15 protein-coding genes are annotated in these 12962 nt (G+C 59.4%); 8 read left to right on the top strand and 7 right to left on the bottom strand.

The window, feature by feature from the left end; genetic code table 11:
• Nucleotides 1-40 precede the first annotated feature (40 nt).
• The gene (locus tag ACPF7Z_RS11555) at nucleotides 41-538 is read left to right on the top strand and encodes a hypothetical protein (RefSeq protein WP_425193395.1); all 498 of its coding nucleotides are present in this window, start codon (nucleotides 41-43) and stop codon (nucleotides 536-538) included.
• Entirely contained in the window at nucleotides 538-1146 is a 609-nt protein-coding gene (locus ACPF7Z_RS11550; protein ID WP_425193394.1) for an SCO family protein, read from the top strand. The genes ACPF7Z_RS11555 and ACPF7Z_RS11550 overlap by 1 nt, the downstream gene beginning before the upstream one ends.
• A gap of 25 nt (nucleotides 1147-1171) precedes the next feature.
• Here ACPF7Z_RS11550 and ACPF7Z_RS11545 read toward each other — a convergent pair whose 3' ends face one another.
• Both ACPF7Z_RS11545 and ACPF7Z_RS11540 read right to left on the bottom strand, forming a co-directional pair.
• Nucleotides 1172-2248 (bottom strand): poly(3-hydroxybutyrate) depolymerase, encoded by a 1077-nt coding sequence (locus tag ACPF7Z_RS11545; RefSeq protein ID WP_425193393.1) that lies wholly within the window; start codon nucleotides 2246-2248, stop codon nucleotides 1172-1174.
• Nucleotides 2249-2251: 3 nt separating this feature from the next.
• Entirely contained in the window at nucleotides 2252-2986 is a 735-nt protein-coding gene (locus ACPF7Z_RS11540) for an FKBP-type peptidyl-prolyl cis-trans isomerase (RefSeq protein ID WP_425193392.1), read from the bottom strand.
• A gap of 241 nt (nucleotides 2987-3227) precedes the next feature.
• On the opposite strand from ACPF7Z_RS11540, the gene dctP (ACPF7Z_RS11535) reads away from it, so the two are divergent.
• On the top strand, nucleotides 3228-4256 hold the full coding sequence (dctP, locus tag ACPF7Z_RS11535) for a TRAP transporter substrate-binding protein DctP (RefSeq protein WP_425193391.1): 1029 nt from the start codon (nucleotides 3228-3230) through the stop codon (nucleotides 4254-4256).
• Nucleotides 4257-4357: 101 nt separating this feature from the next.
• On the opposite strand, the gene ACPF7Z_RS11530 is transcribed toward dctP (ACPF7Z_RS11535), so the two are convergent.
• The 3 genes from ACPF7Z_RS11530 to ACPF7Z_RS11520 form a co-directional block, all read right to left on the bottom strand.
• Nucleotides 4358-5641, bottom strand: a complete 1284-nt coding sequence (locus tag ACPF7Z_RS11530) for a TRAP transporter large permease (RefSeq protein ID WP_425193390.1) — start codon at nucleotides 5639-5641, stop codon at nucleotides 4358-4360.
• A gap of 44 nt (nucleotides 5642-5685) precedes the next feature.
• Nucleotides 5686-6327, bottom strand: coding sequence for a TRAP transporter small permease (locus ACPF7Z_RS11525; protein ID WP_425193389.1), 642 nt, complete (start codon nucleotides 6325-6327; stop codon nucleotides 5686-5688).
• 171 nt (nucleotides 6328-6498) lie between these two features.
• On the bottom strand, nucleotides 6499-7032 hold the full coding sequence (locus ACPF7Z_RS11520; RefSeq protein WP_425193388.1) for a TIGR02444 family protein: 534 nt from the start codon (nucleotides 7030-7032) through the stop codon (nucleotides 6499-6501).
• 38 nt (nucleotides 7033-7070) lie between these two features.
• Here ACPF7Z_RS11520 and ACPF7Z_RS11515 point away from each other — a divergent pair, with 38 nt between their 5' ends.
• A complete protein-coding gene (locus tag ACPF7Z_RS11515) occupies nucleotides 7071-8984 on the top strand; it encodes an ABC-F family ATP-binding cassette domain-containing protein (RefSeq protein ID WP_425193387.1) in 1914 nt (637 codons plus the stop codon).
• A 108-nt stretch (nucleotides 8985-9092) separates the two neighbouring features.
• Complete coding sequence (gene chaB, locus ACPF7Z_RS11510; protein WP_425193386.1) at nucleotides 9093-9326, top strand: putative cation transport regulator ChaB; 234 nt, start codon at nucleotides 9093-9095, stop codon at nucleotides 9324-9326.
• Between the two features lie 8 nt (nucleotides 9327-9334).
• Here chaB and dtd read toward each other — a convergent pair whose 3' ends face one another.
• Nucleotides 9335-9772, bottom strand: a complete 438-nt coding sequence (gene dtd / locus ACPF7Z_RS11505) for a D-aminoacyl-tRNA deacylase (protein ID WP_425193385.1) — start codon at nucleotides 9770-9772, stop codon at nucleotides 9335-9337.
• Nucleotides 9773-9828: 56 nt separating this feature from the next.
• Between dtd and dctP (ACPF7Z_RS11500) the strand changes: the two genes are divergently transcribed.
• Complete coding sequence (gene dctP / locus ACPF7Z_RS11500; protein ID WP_425193384.1) at nucleotides 9829-10920, top strand: TRAP transporter substrate-binding protein DctP; 1092 nt, start codon at nucleotides 9829-9831, stop codon at nucleotides 10918-10920.
• Between the two features lie 90 nt (nucleotides 10921-11010).
• Here the strand turns inward: dctP (ACPF7Z_RS11500) and thiD are convergent, their stop codons facing one another.
• Nucleotides 11011-11823: a bifunctional hydroxymethylpyrimidine kinase/phosphomethylpyrimidine kinase gene (thiD, locus tag ACPF7Z_RS11495; protein WP_425193383.1), complete on the bottom strand. Its 813-nt coding sequence runs from the start codon at nucleotides 11821-11823 to the stop codon at nucleotides 11011-11013.
• Between the two features lie 63 nt (nucleotides 11824-11886).
• Here thiD and ACPF7Z_RS11490 point away from each other — a divergent pair, with 63 nt between their 5' ends.
• Complete coding sequence (locus ACPF7Z_RS11490; protein WP_425193382.1) at nucleotides 11887-12315, top strand: YqaA family protein; 429 nt, start codon at nucleotides 11887-11889, stop codon at nucleotides 12313-12315.
• Between the two features lie 171 nt (nucleotides 12316-12486).
• Nucleotides 12487-12906, top strand: coding sequence for an NADH-quinone oxidoreductase subunit A (gene ndhC, locus ACPF7Z_RS11485; RefSeq protein WP_425193381.1), 420 nt, complete (start codon nucleotides 12487-12489; stop codon nucleotides 12904-12906).
• Nucleotides 12907-12962: the final 56 nt, after the last annotated feature.

Here is a 12962-nt window from a genome sequence, read left to right as displayed (position 1 = left end):
GCTCAGCACTCTTCAACGGCTTGGGTCTCCCTTCATCACCATGCAACAAAGAGTCGACGATCGCGCGCGCTTTCCGCTGCTGCAGGTGTTGATGACCGCGACACTGATCATCCTCGTCATTGCCGTGTGGTATGCACTCAATGAGACGCTACGTGGTGGCGGCAAGGATATCGCATGGTACCCTTCCGAAACATCCTGCGATCTTCATCGCGATGCCTGCCATGCACAGTTAGGCGAACATGGTGATCTACGTCTGGCTCTGGAACGCGAGATCGCCCCGCTCGAGCCAGTGATCATCGACGTGTGGCTGCAGAATATCGAGGCCGAGCGTGTCGTGGTGATGTTCGATGGCCGGGATATGGACATGGGCATCAATCGCTTCGTGCTGGATGACGTGGGTGATGGCCACTTTCGCGGGCTGGGGCAGTTCGGTGTCTGTAGCCTCGAGGTCATGCCCTGGCGCATCAAGGTGTTGGTCGAAAGCGCTCAAGGACGACTGGGGAGCTGGTTCGATATTGACGTACAGCGGAGGTCTTGATGAGTGCTATGAACCGAGGCATGCGTCTGGGTATGGCGTTGGGCGTCGTTGCCCTGATCGCGATAGCGGTATTGATCTGGTTACAACAGCAACAGCGCGAAGATGGCTATGAAGTCCCGCCTGGGGGACCGATTATCCTGACATCCACTCAAGGCGAATTCTCGTTGAGCGATCTTGCGGATGACCAGGTGGCGGTGGTGTTTTTCGGTTACACCCACTGTCCGGATGTCTGCCCCTTGAGCCTGGCGGTTGTGCGTCAGACCCTGGCGCGGCTCGACGATGGTGAACGAAAGCGGGTGGTGCCGTTGATGATTTCCGTGGATCCGGAGCGCGATGATATCGAGCGCTTGAAGGAGTACGTAGGCTTTTTTGGACCCCAGTTCATTGGCGCCACCGGCAATCAAGAGCAGCTCGAGGACATTGCGGAGCGCTACGGGGTGTTCTGGCGCAAGGTGGACACCGATGACTCGGCGATGGGCTACACCGTCGATCACAGCGCGTCGCTGTTCATCGTCGATAACGAGGGTGACATACTCAAGCAGGTCGTCTACTCGCCGGTGCCTCAGGCATTGACCAGCGCCCTGGAACAGGTATTCAGCGAGAGTTGAGAGTATCTCAGGGGCCTCGACCCGTTCAATCAGCGTCGGATCCGGCGATATGCTCCACCATCGCCTTGAGCGCCTGAACCTGCTGACCCTGGCGGCTGTCGTAAGGCGCATCGCGCTGCCAGCTGCTCTCGTCGTACCCCCACCAGTCCCAGCAGGCCTTGGGATTGGGCAGGCTGGGTCTAGCCTGTGGGTAGAGCACCACGAGGCGGTTTTCCGACGCCCACTCGTTGAGCCCGGAATGGCGCACGAACGTTTCGCCGATCTGCTCGGCGCTCATGGAGCAGCCATGCAGGGCGACGGTCAAGGCACAGGGGGCGCCTTCCTCGCAGGTCTTGGGAATGAACACATACCCCGTTTCCGCCAGCCCACCATCGTAGAACATCGTCTGATCGAAGCGCATCAGCATGCCGCGACCATCACCCTGTGGTGGCTGCACGCGCTCCTCATACAGCCATTTCAACGCCTGCCCGGCTCCGTCGAAATCGCAGTCCAACAAATACGGACTGCCGCTTTCAGTGCAGGGGGCTGGTTCGATGGCGTCAGCGGTACTGGCCGTGGCGGTATCGGCTGAGACAGGCCAGCCATGGCCTGCCGTCTCGCTATGTGTCTGCTTGAGCTGCGTCTCTGGGTCAGCCAGCCAGTGGCGATATTGGTCTGCCAATACCCCGATCAACCGAGGATCGACGACGCTATCCTGTTCACCCGACCACAGATAGAGGCGCTGTTCGGCCAGTGCCTTCGACGACCCGACCAGTTCCTTCTCCAGATAGGCATCATAGCGGCCTTGCAAGTCGTCCTGTTCGGGTAAGCCCAGGCGGGTGTTCATGCATTGCGTCAGCGCCAGCGCCAACGCGCCCTGGGCGCATCCCCAGGGACCAGCGGCAAATACCGCCAGCCCCGAGAATTGCTCCGGCCAGGCCACCGCAAGCTGGGCGGCCATGTAACCGCCGGAGGAGACGCCCATCACGCTGATGGTCTCGGGCTCGATATCGAGTACCGCCAGCGGTGACGCCTTGTTCTCTGACCCTTCCCGGAGGGCTTCCTCGGCCAGCGCCGGCAGGGCTGCCAGCGCTAGCGCGAAGACCGCGAGTGCTTTTATCAATGCTTATTCGTCGCTGTCTTGCGAATCAGCGTCGTCGCTATCGTCGCTGTCGCTTTGCACGACATCAAGCAGCTCGACCTTGAAGGTCAGCGTTTCGTTGGGGCCGATGGGGCCGCCGGTACCCGCCTGGCCATAGGCCAAATCGGAGGGGAGATAGATCATCCAGGTGTCCCCGACACTCATCATCTGCAGGGCTTCCTGCCAGCCCTCGATCACCTGGTCGACCTGGAACTCGACCGGCTCGCCACGCTTATAGGAGCTGTCGAAGACGGTGCCATCGAGCAGCTTGCCTTCGTAGTGCACCTTGACGGTGTCCTTGGCATCCGGGGTCGCGCCATCACCGGATTCGAGTTCCTTGTACTGCAGGCCCGAGTCGGTAACCTCGACGCCTTCCTTGTCGGCATTCTCCTCCAGGAACTTCTCGCCTTCGGCGCGGTTGGCCTCGGCGGCCTTCTGGGCTTCTTCCTGCTGTTCTGCCATCTTCTGCTGCTGGAACTGAGTGAGCGCTTCGGCCATCTCTTCATCGCTCATCTTAAGTTCATTGCCGGCGTAGATGTCTTCGAGCGCCTGAGAAAAGGCATCGACATCGAGATCCTCGATATCCTGGGAAAGGCTCTGACCCAGGGTCACGCCGATGCTGTAACTGAGTTTTTCCTGTTCGCTCTCGGGGGCGGCAAGCACAAGCGGTGCAGCGCCGAGAACGGCAGTAAAGGCAGCGGCGGTCACCAATGTTTTCATGAAGGCTCCTTGGAATCCTCGGGTCATATGCCATGACCTGTGCGATGAGTGAGAAAAGTCAGTCAACTGCGACTCTAACAGGGTGCTCCGAGTTCCGCATCCAGCCGATGGATCTACCGGCGTTGAATTCCTGGGCGCTCAAAGTCAAGTAGGCAGCGTCCGCTTTACAAACGATGGCTTGCTTGACATCGGTGACGCTTTGCTCTTCCCTGAAAATACGTCAACAACAAAGGGAACTGCGATGAAATTGCGCAATCTTGCTTTCAGTATCACGGCGATCAGTCTGGCCGGTATGGTGTCTACCGCCAATGCTGACACTTGGCGTTTTGGTCTCGAAGAGATCGAGGGCAGCGTACAGCACGGGTATGCCGAGGAGTTCAAGAAGAAGATCGAAGAGAAGAGTGACGGCGATGTCACTGTCGAGATATTGCCCTACGGCAAGTGGGGATCGGATTACTCGACGCTCTACGACGCGATTCAGAGTGGCTCCATTCCGCTGAGCTTCGGCTCGGGCTTCCTCGGTGGGACCGTTCCGGAAAGCCAACTGATGAGCCTGAACTTCATCATGCCGGCGGACGAGCTCGAAACCGCCAAGATATTGAACTCCGATGCCTTCATGAAAAGCGATGCCTGGCAGCAGGCGTACCGCAATCGCGGCCTGGTGCCGCTGGCCGCCGTGCCGGAAGGTTATCAGGTATGGACTGCCAACCGTGAAATCCATACACCCGACGACATGAAGAACCTGCAGATCCGCGTGATGGACAACAGTCTGCTGCGCGAGACCTATAAGGCCTACGGGGCTTCGCCGATCACCATCTCCTATGGCGAGCTCTATAGCGCACTCCAGCAGGGGCAGGCGGATGGCAATATCCAGCCGGTGTTCGCCCATGAAGAGATGGGCTTCTACGAAGTTCAGGACTACATGATCTTTGCCAAGCAGGCGCAGTTCGTGGGCAACGTCATTGCCAACCAGGACTGGTACGAGGGTCTGTCGGACGAGCAGCGCCAGATGATCGATGAAACCACCGACGAGATGGTCCAGGTCGGTCACGATATCCAGTCCGAGCTCAACGAAACACGTCTGGACACCATCAAGGAAAAGGGTGACATCGAAATCATCGAGCTCAGTGAAGAGGAACGTGATCAGTTCCGTAAGCTCGCTGAACCAGTGCGCCAGACATTCATCGACGAAGTCGGCGAGCTTGGCGAGCAAGCACTCAATACTCTACTCGAGCAGGTCAAGGCCAGCGAGGGTTCCGAGTCACAGTAACTGACCCACTTGTCGCAGGCACTGGCAGTAGTGCTTGCGATAACAAAGAAAACCGAATGGGCCGACAGTCAAGACGCTGTCGGCCCATTTGGTTTTTGGTATTAGTCGCCTCCCAAGGAAGGAAGCAGCAGCGAAATTTCCGGGAAAACGATAAGGATGACCGTGGCCAGCAACAGGATGGCAATGAAGGGCGGCGTGCCGCGAATGACGTCCATGTAGGGCCGACGAAAGACAGCGATGGCGGTGAAGATGTCACAGCCGAACGGTGGGGTGGCGGAGCCGATGGCCGCCTGCAGGGTCACGATGACGCCGACATGGACGGGATCCAGGCCTGCGGATTGCACCAGCGGCTTGAAGATCGGTACCAGAATCAGGATCACCACGATCGGGTCGACGAACATGCAGCCGACGAAGAACGCGGCGGCGATCAGCGCAAGGGCCAGGATCTGGTTGTCGCCGATGCCGTCGATCACCGGACCAAGAATCTGTTCCGGTATCCCCGCGGTGCCGAGGGTCTGTGAAAATGCGGCGCCCACGGCAACGAGAATGAACACCACCGCCGTGATCATGCCGGTGGATAGCGCCAGGCTGCCAAGATCGCGAATCGAGACCTGGCGATAGATCACGACTTCCAGAATCAGCGCGTAGGCCACTGCAACGGCGGAGGCTTCGACCGCGCTGAAAAAGCCCCCATAGATACCGCCGACCACCAGCACAGGAAAGCCGAGGGGCAGGATGACTTTGCGTATCGCCTGTAGCCGCTCGCCCCAGGAAGCGCGGGGCTCCGCCTCGATGCCTTTGATGCGGGCACCGATATAACAGTAGATGGCAAACATCACCAGAATCAGCAGGCCGGGCAGGATGCCGGCGAGAAACAGGTCGCCGATCGAGGTCTTCATGACCACGCCATAGATGATGAAGCCAATGCTGGGCGGAATCAGCAGGGCGATGTCGCTGGCATTGATGATCAGCGCCAGAGCGAAACTGTCCGGGTAGCCCTTGGCCAGCAGGCGCGGTCGCATCGGTCCGCCCATGGCGACCACGGTGGCCTGGGTGGAGCCGGATACGGCGCCGAACAGGGCACAGGATGCCGCCGTCGTGATGGGCAGGCCGCCACGGAAGTGGCGCGTGAAAACGTCGACCAGGTCCAACAGGCGGTTGGCCGTATGGCCTTTGGTCAGGATGTCCGCGGCGAAGATGAACATCGGCACCGCGGCCAGAACCCAGCTGCCTACCCCGCTGATCATCCAGCTAACGGCCTGGTCAGGGCCAAAGAAGGTCATGCCGGTGAACATCATGTACAGCATGCCCACGGCCAGCGGCACCATCATGGGGAACCCGAGCAGCAGAAGCACGAGCATGATCACACCCAGCAAGATCAGCATTCGATTATCCTTATATTCATTGTTGTCGTTCTTACGATCACGGATCAGACTCCGCGATGCTCGTTGGTGTCGTGGGTCTGGTCGGAGTCATCCATGGGGACATCGGAATATTCCTCCTTCTCGTTGAAGGAGCGATAGATGTCGTCGCTTATGAGGTTGCGCGCCGTGGTCAGCAGATACTGGACTCCGGCAAGGGTGAAACCGATGGGGAGCGCGAGGTAGACCATCCACATGGGGATACCCAGCGCCGCGCTGGTTCGACCGCGCTCCTGCAGGGTCAGGACGTAGTCCACCGACTTGTAGGCAAAATAGAACATCAGCACGGCAGTGCCGACACACAGGATGATCAGTAGCAGCTTGCGCAAGCGGCCACCGAGCTGGTCATAGATGGCGGTCATGCTGATATGACGCGCATGCCGGGCCGCGTAGCTGACGCCAATGAAGGTGATCACCACGATGAGCATCTCGGTGACCTCGTAGGTGCCCGGGACGCCCTGCTGAAAAAGTAGGTTGCCCACCACGTGAGCGCTCATCAGCGCGGCCATGGCGAGTACGCAGCCGGCGATCACCACGGACTCGAGCACACCGAGTCCACGATCGATCGCGCCGAGCGCGCGGAATAGGCCGTTGTGCCGATTGGATGCCACAGGGCTGTCGTTGTTATTGGGTTCTTGTTGTTGCGTCATAGCGTTGGTCCACCTAATGGCTGGCCGGTCGCAGGCGAGCGGCAATTGTCTTGAATCAAAGGCCAACGTTTGCCAGGCAGCGGTGGTCCGTCTTGCGTGGTGCTAGTGAGAGAGTGGAGCTGCCTGACTCTCTTATTGAACCTATAGGGTTCGCTAAAACCTTGCCACTCGTCAAGGTTTAGGTGCTGGGGTGCTATCGTTACTTGGTCTGATTGAAGCTGTCGCTACCAGGATGCTCAACGGGTCGCTGACGGCTGAACGTCGGCAGCCTATATGCCGAATAAGGCGAGTGATCAATGCGGCATCGTCTTGGTGCAAGGGACGAACTCCTCGGCCATGTTCTGTCAGCGCTTGTAGCTGCACCAGGGTACCGCGCTCGGCGGCGAGTTCGGCACCCTTGATGGCCGCCCGCCATTCGGCGAGGCGTGAACCGGGTGTGGCCAACGGCTTGAGTTCGCGGCGGCGCTCGCGCAACAAGCGGGTCAGCGTCGTTTGGGAGTCGCGTATCGGCGCCAGGACGGCGGCGGCATGGGCATCCGTGGTCAGCCCGAGACGATCCAACCAGCACAGCCATAAGAGTTCGCATACGTCCGCGCCGGCCTTGTCCTGTAGCGTCAGACACGCATTGGCTACTCCTGGATGCGCATAGAGGGTCAGCGCGTAGTCCCATAATCGTGTCGAAAATTGGGTAGAATGATTGTCCATTTTTGGCTGCGCCATCCAATCCACGCTCGGGAGCTTTCATGATCGCACTGCGTCAACTGGCCTTGCAACGCGGAACGCAACCCCTGTTCGAGGAAGCGGAACTGACGCTGCATTCCGGCCACAAGGCTGGCATCGTCGGTCCCAACGGCGCCGGCAAGTCGAGCCTGTTCAAGCTGCTGTTGGGGGAACTGACCCCGGACAAGGGCCAGGTAGAACTTTCCGATGGGCAGCGCATCGCCCACATGGCCCAGGAAATCGAGGCGCTGGAGCGCTCGATACATGACTACGTGCTCGACGGCGACATCGAGCTGCGCGCTACTCAGGCGGCCCTGCAAACTGCTCAGGCGCACGGCGAGTCCCATCGCGAGGCCGAGCTGCATGGCAAGCTCGAAGCCCTCGACGGTTACAGCGCCCCGGCCCGGGCGGCACAGCTGCTGGTAGGCCTGGGTTTTACCCAAACCCAGCTAGACCAGCCCCTGGCGGCGTTTTCCGGGGGCTGGCGCATGCGTGTCAACCTGGCGCGCACTCTGTTCATGCCTTCCGACCTGTTGTTGCTCGACGAGCCTACCAACCACCTCGATCTCGACGCGCTCTTGTGGCTCGAGCAGTGGCTGATACGCTACCCCGGTACTCTACTGCTGATCTCCCACGACCGCGACTTCCTCGATGCGGTGTGCGACCACATCCTGCATTTCGATCGTCATCGACTGGTGCTCTATCGCGGTAACTACAGCTCTTTCGAGCGCACCCGGGCGGAAAAGCTGGCTCAGCAGCAGGCCGAGGCCGTCAAGCAGCAGGCCCGTCGCGAGGAGATCGAGCGTTTCGTGGCGCGTTTCCGTGCCAAGGCGACCAAGGCGCGCCAAGCCCAGAGCCGCTTGAAGATGCTCGAACGCATGGAAACCATTGCCGTGGCCCATGTCGATTCGCCGTTTCATTTTACGCTGCCCTCCGCGGACAAGACCTCGCATCCGTTGTTGGTGCTGGATCAGGCTCAGTTGGGTTACAAATCGGCGTTATTGAAAGACGTCAAGCTGACGCTGCTCCCCGGCCAGCGCATTGGCCTGCTGGGGCCTAACGGGGCCGGCAAGTCGACGCTGATCAAGTCGCTGACCGGCGAGCTGCCCCTGCTGGAAGGTAAGCGGGTCGCCGGCGAACACCTGGCCATCGGCTACTTCGCTCAGCACCAACTCGAAGGACTCGACCTCACGGTCTCGCCTTTTCTGCATGTGCAGCGTCTTTCACCGACTGCCAGTGAGCAGTCTATCCGTAATTTCCTTGGCGGCTTCGGTTTTCATGGAGATGACATATTCGGCAAGGTGAGGCGTTTCTCCGGGGGCGAGAAGGCGCGCTTGGCGCTGGCCCTGGTCGCCTGGCAAAAACCCAATCTGTTACTCCTTGATGAGCCCACCAACCACCTCGACCTGGAAATGCGCGAAGCGCTGACCGAAGCGCTGGCGGCCTTCGAGGGCACGGTGATCATCGTCTCCCACGACCGCCATCTGCTGCGGGCCACAGTGGATGAGTTCTGGTGCGTGGCGGACGGCAAGGTCGCGCCCTTCGATGGCGACCTGGAGGATTATCGTGCTTGGCTCAAGACGCGGCTCGAAAGCGAACGTCGCGATGCTCGCTCGGAAAAGACCGCCCACGATGCCTCGATACCGGATCGAAAGGCAGCGCGCAAGGCCGCCGCGGAGCTGCGCGAGAAACTTCGCCCGCTCAAGCGTGAACGGGACCGGATTGAGCGCGACATGACCCGTGCGAACGACGAACTTGCCAGGGTAGAGGCGCAGCTGGGTGATACCGAGCTCTATACCGATACCGCACGCAAGGAAGAACTGACCGCACTGCTGGCTCGGCAAGGCGAACTCAAAAGTCGTGCTGAGGCGTTGGAACATGCCTGGCTGGAGGCGGAAGAGGCGCTGGAGCAGCATGAGGCGGCACTGGATGGGTGATACGGCGGGCCGGGCGCAGTTCGTTACGATCGAGAGGCTTGGCCGTCGTCCTGTGCCTTGGGTAGACTGTTTTTGTAGCGTTCAATCAGTGTCAGACAGGAGGTCGACATGCCCTACGACAATCGGGAAGAACTGCCCGACAGCGTAAAGAATGTCTTGCCGCCCAAGGCGCAGACCATCTACAAGGAAGCCTTCAACAGCGCTTGGGACGAGTACGAGAAGCCCGAGGATCGCCGGGGAAATGCCTCTCGCGAGGAAACCGCTCATCGAGTCGCCTGGGCCGCGGTCAAGGAGAAGTACGAAAAGGGCGACGACGACAAGTGGCATCCTAAAAAAGGATAGGCGAGCCTTCAGGTTTCCAGCAGAAAGGTGACCGGGCCATCGTTGATCAGGCTGACCTGCATGTCGGCACCGAACTCGCCGCTGGCAACTTTTGGCCAACGCTTTTCGGCCTGATGTAGCAAGTAGTGGTAGAGCCGTTGCCCTTCGTCCGGTGCCGCGGCGCTGGAGAAACTCGGCCTTAACCCCTTGCGCGTATCCGCCGCCAGGGTGAATTGGGAGACCAGCAACAATCCACCATTGATCTGTTGCAGATCGAGATTCATCTTGCCGGCATCGTCGCCGAACACCCGGTAATGCAATAGCTTGTGTAGCAGCCTGTCGGCGCGGGTCTCGTCGTCATGCTTTTCCACCCCGATCAGCGCCAGCAAGCCCTGATCGATGGCGCCCATGCAATGGCCTTCGACCTCGACGCTGGCGCGCTTGACCCGCTGTATCAATGCCTTCATATCGTACCTGTCATGCTGTTGGCGATATCACTACTTCAAGCAGGGAGAATAACAATATGCTCAAGAAAGCCGGTTGGGTGACGGCGATAGCCGCCGCAGGGATATCCCTTTCCAGTGCCGCGGTTGCCGACATGTGGCGCTTCGCCCTGGAAGAAGTGGAGGGCAGCGTTCAGCACGTCTACGCCCAGGAATTCAAGAAGCGTATCGAGAAGCGCTCCGATGGCGATATTACCATTGAAATATACCCTTACGGGTCGCTAGGGACGTCCCCGCAACTGACTGCGCTGATCAAGCAGGATGCCATACAGTTGGCCTTCGCCTCGGCGGGTCATCTGGGTTCGGTGATTCCGGAGGTTGGCGTGTTCACCCTGCACTTTCTGCTTTCCGACGACAACAAGATCAACGAGCAGGTGCTGGCCACTACCGAGGCTCGCCCGTTGCTGCAAGAAGCCTATCACGAGCAGGACTTGCAGCTATTAGGCATCATTCCTGAAGGCTGGATGGTGTGGACCGCCAACCGTGCCATCGAGTCTCCGACGGATATGGAGGGATTCAAGGTCCGCACCATGACCTCGCCGATTCTGGAGGAGTCCTATCGGGCTTACGGGGCTGATCCGGAGCCGCTGCCTTACGCCGAGGTCTATTCCAATCTACGATCAGGGCAGATCGAGGGCCAGGTCAATCCGATCTTCGCCATTGAGGAGATGAAGTTCTATGAGGTCCAGGACTACCTGATCCAGGCCAAACCGGCGCAGTTCATCACCACCCTGATCGCCGCCCAGGGGTTCTATGAGAATCTGCCTAACGTGCAGAAGACCATGATTGATGACGTCACCGATGAAATGCGCCGCTATATCTTCGACAAGCAGGAAGAGCTCAACCAGCAGCGGCTGGAGACCATCAAGGAGAATGGCGATATCGAGATGATCACCCTCTCCGAGGAGCAGCGCCAGGCTTTCCGGGAGAAAAGCCTGCCGGTGCGTGACGCTTATATCGAGCAAGCGGGGGAGCGCGGCGAGAAGATTCTCGAGATCCTGGACAGGGAACTACGCGCAGAAGAGAAAGAGAAAGGCGGTAGTGCCAAGGAAGATGATAGTGCCAAGGAAGATGATAGTGCCGATGAAGATGATAGTGTCGGAGAAGACTGAGCGCGGTTTTTTGCCGCCTTGACAAGCGCCTGACAAGCCCTTTCAAGACCCGAGTGCTGGGTGTTTCTATAGTCGTTTTCCATGTCCACATCACCACCAGGCATGAAAATGGTGCGCGGGGCCGCACCCTTTGCCTACCCGAAGACGTTCGCTTGCACTCAATGCCTGGCCGAGCCAGGTCTTGGCCTGTTGAACTGCCTCCTGTAGCTCGAGGCCGTGGGCGAGGTGTGCCGTGATCGCCGACGAGAGCGTACAGCCCGTACCATGCAGGTTGTTGGTGTCGACTCGTGTTGCATCGAACCAGTGCATTGCGTGAGACGAGGCCAGGAGGTCGGGGCAGCGATCATTGCGTAGATGTCCTCCCTTGAGCAGGACGTTGGGGGCGCCCAAGGTCATCAAGCGAGGCATGAGTGCCTCCATTCCGGCAACATCCTGCACCACCGCGCCTCCAAGCAGTACCGCGGCCTCCGGAAGATTGGGAGTGATCAGATCCGCCAGGGGCACCAAAATTTCGCGAACCGCACGAATACCGACTTCGTCGACCAGTTTGTCGCCACTCTTCGCGACCATGACGGGATCGAGCACGATCCAGTTCGGGCGTCGGCGCTGGAGAGCATCCCGGATGACAAGGGCGATCTCCTCGCTTGCCACCATGCCGATCTTCACCGCCTCGATATCCACGTCGTCCAGCAGGGTATCGAGCTGCGTGGCGATGAAATCGGTAGGCACTATGTGCACGCCGGTAACACCCTGCGTATTCTGCGCCGTCAGGGCGGTAATCACGCTGGTGCCATAGGCGCCTAGCGCCGAAAAGGTCTTGAGATCCGCCTGGATGCCGGCACCGCCCGAAGGATCGGAGCCCGCGATGGTCAGCACATTGGGAATGAAAGGCGAAGTGGTCATCGCAGAAATAGTCTTGAATGGTTGGAAAGCTCATAGCCTAAAGCAATCGGGTAGGTATAAGCCATGCTGAGTCTGTTTCTGGTCGCGCTGGCGAGCGCCACCCTGCTGCCGGGAGGCTCTGAGGTTTGGCTGGCGCGCCAGTGGTGTGCCGGGGAATCTTCGCTGCTTTTATGGCTGGTGGCAACGGCTGGCAATAGTCTCGGCAGCTTGATCAATGTGGCTCTGGGCCGCTATGCGCGGCGTTTTCAGCAGCGACGCTGGTTTCCCGTGTCGCCAGGCAGTCTGCTTCGGGCCGAGCGGTGGTATCGACGCTTCGGTGGGTGGAGCCTGTTGCTATCCTGGGCGCCGGTCGTAGGTGATGCGCTCGTGGTAGCGGCGGGTGTATTGCGCATGGCCTGGTGGCGGGCGACGCTGTTGATCGTTATTGCCAAAGGCGCGCGCTATGCACTACTGCTAGCGTTGGCCCAGGCCTGGCTACTGCCATTATGCTAAATCGTAGCAGGCTAGGCCTCTGGTAAATTTCTTGTATTCCTCTATACTTATTGCCTGAAATAACCAGCGCCATTCTCTATGCTGCAAAGCAGCGCGATTGACGCGACATGCCATCCAGGCATGATGGTTCAGGCAGTATAAAGTAACGCTTGGTCGAGTGAGGACGTGTCCATGGATCGGAGCATTGCACTAGTTGCCGAGTACTGGGGAGTCGGTTTTTTCATCTTTGCGGTTCTCGCCTTGTGCATGTTCATGATGGGTGCCTCCATGCTGTTGGGCGGTCGAAGCCAAGGGCGCAGCAAGGTCATTCCCTTCGAGGGCGGTATTCTCGGCGCCGGCAGTGCCCGCCAGCCCTTCTCCATCAAGTTCTATCTGGTCGCCATGCTCTTCGTCATCTTCGACATCGAAGCGGTATTTCTTTTTGCCTGGGCCATTTCGGTGCGCGAGGTCGGATGGACCGGCTTTGTCGGGGCGGCAATATTCATCTTCATCTTGCTGGCGGGGTTGATCTACGACAGTCGCGTAGGTGCTCTGGACTGGGCGCCCGCTGGGCGGGGTGGCAAACAACGTCGTAGTGACGGCGCCACATAACGACCTATCGCCCCGCGCTCCGCGGTTTTTCATGCCGGCCCGCTCGCTCATATACT

It is taken from the genome of Halomonas sp. GXIMD04776 (genome assembly GCF_049808615.1).
In the GTDB taxonomy this organism is placed as follows: Bacteria; Pseudomonadota; Gammaproteobacteria; order Pseudomonadales; family Halomonadaceae; genus Modicisalibacter.
This window is presented reverse-complemented; position numbering and strand designations above follow the sequence as displayed.

Bases quoted from the DNA above. Each gene is read 5' to 3' on its own strand.
- ACPF7Z_RS11530 (WP_425193390.1), bottom strand. From the start codon at position 5,641: ATGCTGATCTTGCTGGGTGTGATCATGCTCGTGCTTCTGCTGCTCGGG.
- ACPF7Z_RS11550 (WP_425193394.1), top strand. From the start codon at position 538: ATGAGTGCTATGAACCGAGGCATGCGTCTGGGTATGGCGTTGGGCGTC.
- ACPF7Z_RS11520 (WP_425193388.1), bottom strand. From the start codon at position 7,032: ATGGACAATCATTCTACCCAATTTTCGACACGATTATGGGACTACGCG.
- ACPF7Z_RS11540 (WP_425193392.1), bottom strand. From the start codon at position 2,986: ATGAAAACATTGGTGACCGCCGCTGCCTTTACTGCCGTTCTCGGCGCT.
- ACPF7Z_RS11515 (WP_425193387.1), top strand. From the start codon at position 7,071: ATGATCGCACTGCGTCAACTGGCCTTGCAACGCGGAACGCAACCCCTG.
- dtd (WP_425193385.1), bottom strand. From the start codon at position 9,772: ATGAAGGCATTGATACAGCGGGTCAAGCGCGCCAGCGTCGAGGTCGAA.
- dctP (WP_425193384.1), top strand. From the start codon at position 9,829: ATGCTCAAGAAAGCCGGTTGGGTGACGGCGATAGCCGCCGCAGGGATA.
- ACPF7Z_RS11525 (WP_425193389.1), bottom strand. From the start codon at position 6,327: ATGACGCAACAACAAGAACCCAATAACAACGACAGCCCTGTGGCATCC.
- chaB (WP_425193386.1), top strand. From the start codon at position 9,093: ATGCCCTACGACAATCGGGAAGAACTGCCCGACAGCGTAAAGAATGTC.
- dctP (WP_425193391.1), top strand. From the start codon at position 3,228: ATGAAATTGCGCAATCTTGCTTTCAGTATCACGGCGATCAGTCTGGCC.
- thiD (WP_425193383.1), bottom strand. From the start codon at position 11,823: ATGACCACTTCGCCTTTCATTCCCAATGTGCTGACCATCGCGGGCTCC.
- ACPF7Z_RS11490 (WP_425193382.1), top strand. From the start codon at position 11,887: ATGCTGAGTCTGTTTCTGGTCGCGCTGGCGAGCGCCACCCTGCTGCCG.
- ndhC (WP_425193381.1), top strand. From the start codon at position 12,487: ATGGATCGGAGCATTGCACTAGTTGCCGAGTACTGGGGAGTCGGTTTT.
- ACPF7Z_RS11555 (WP_425193395.1), top strand. From the start codon at position 41: ATGCAACAAAGAGTCGACGATCGCGCGCGCTTTCCGCTGCTGCAGGTG.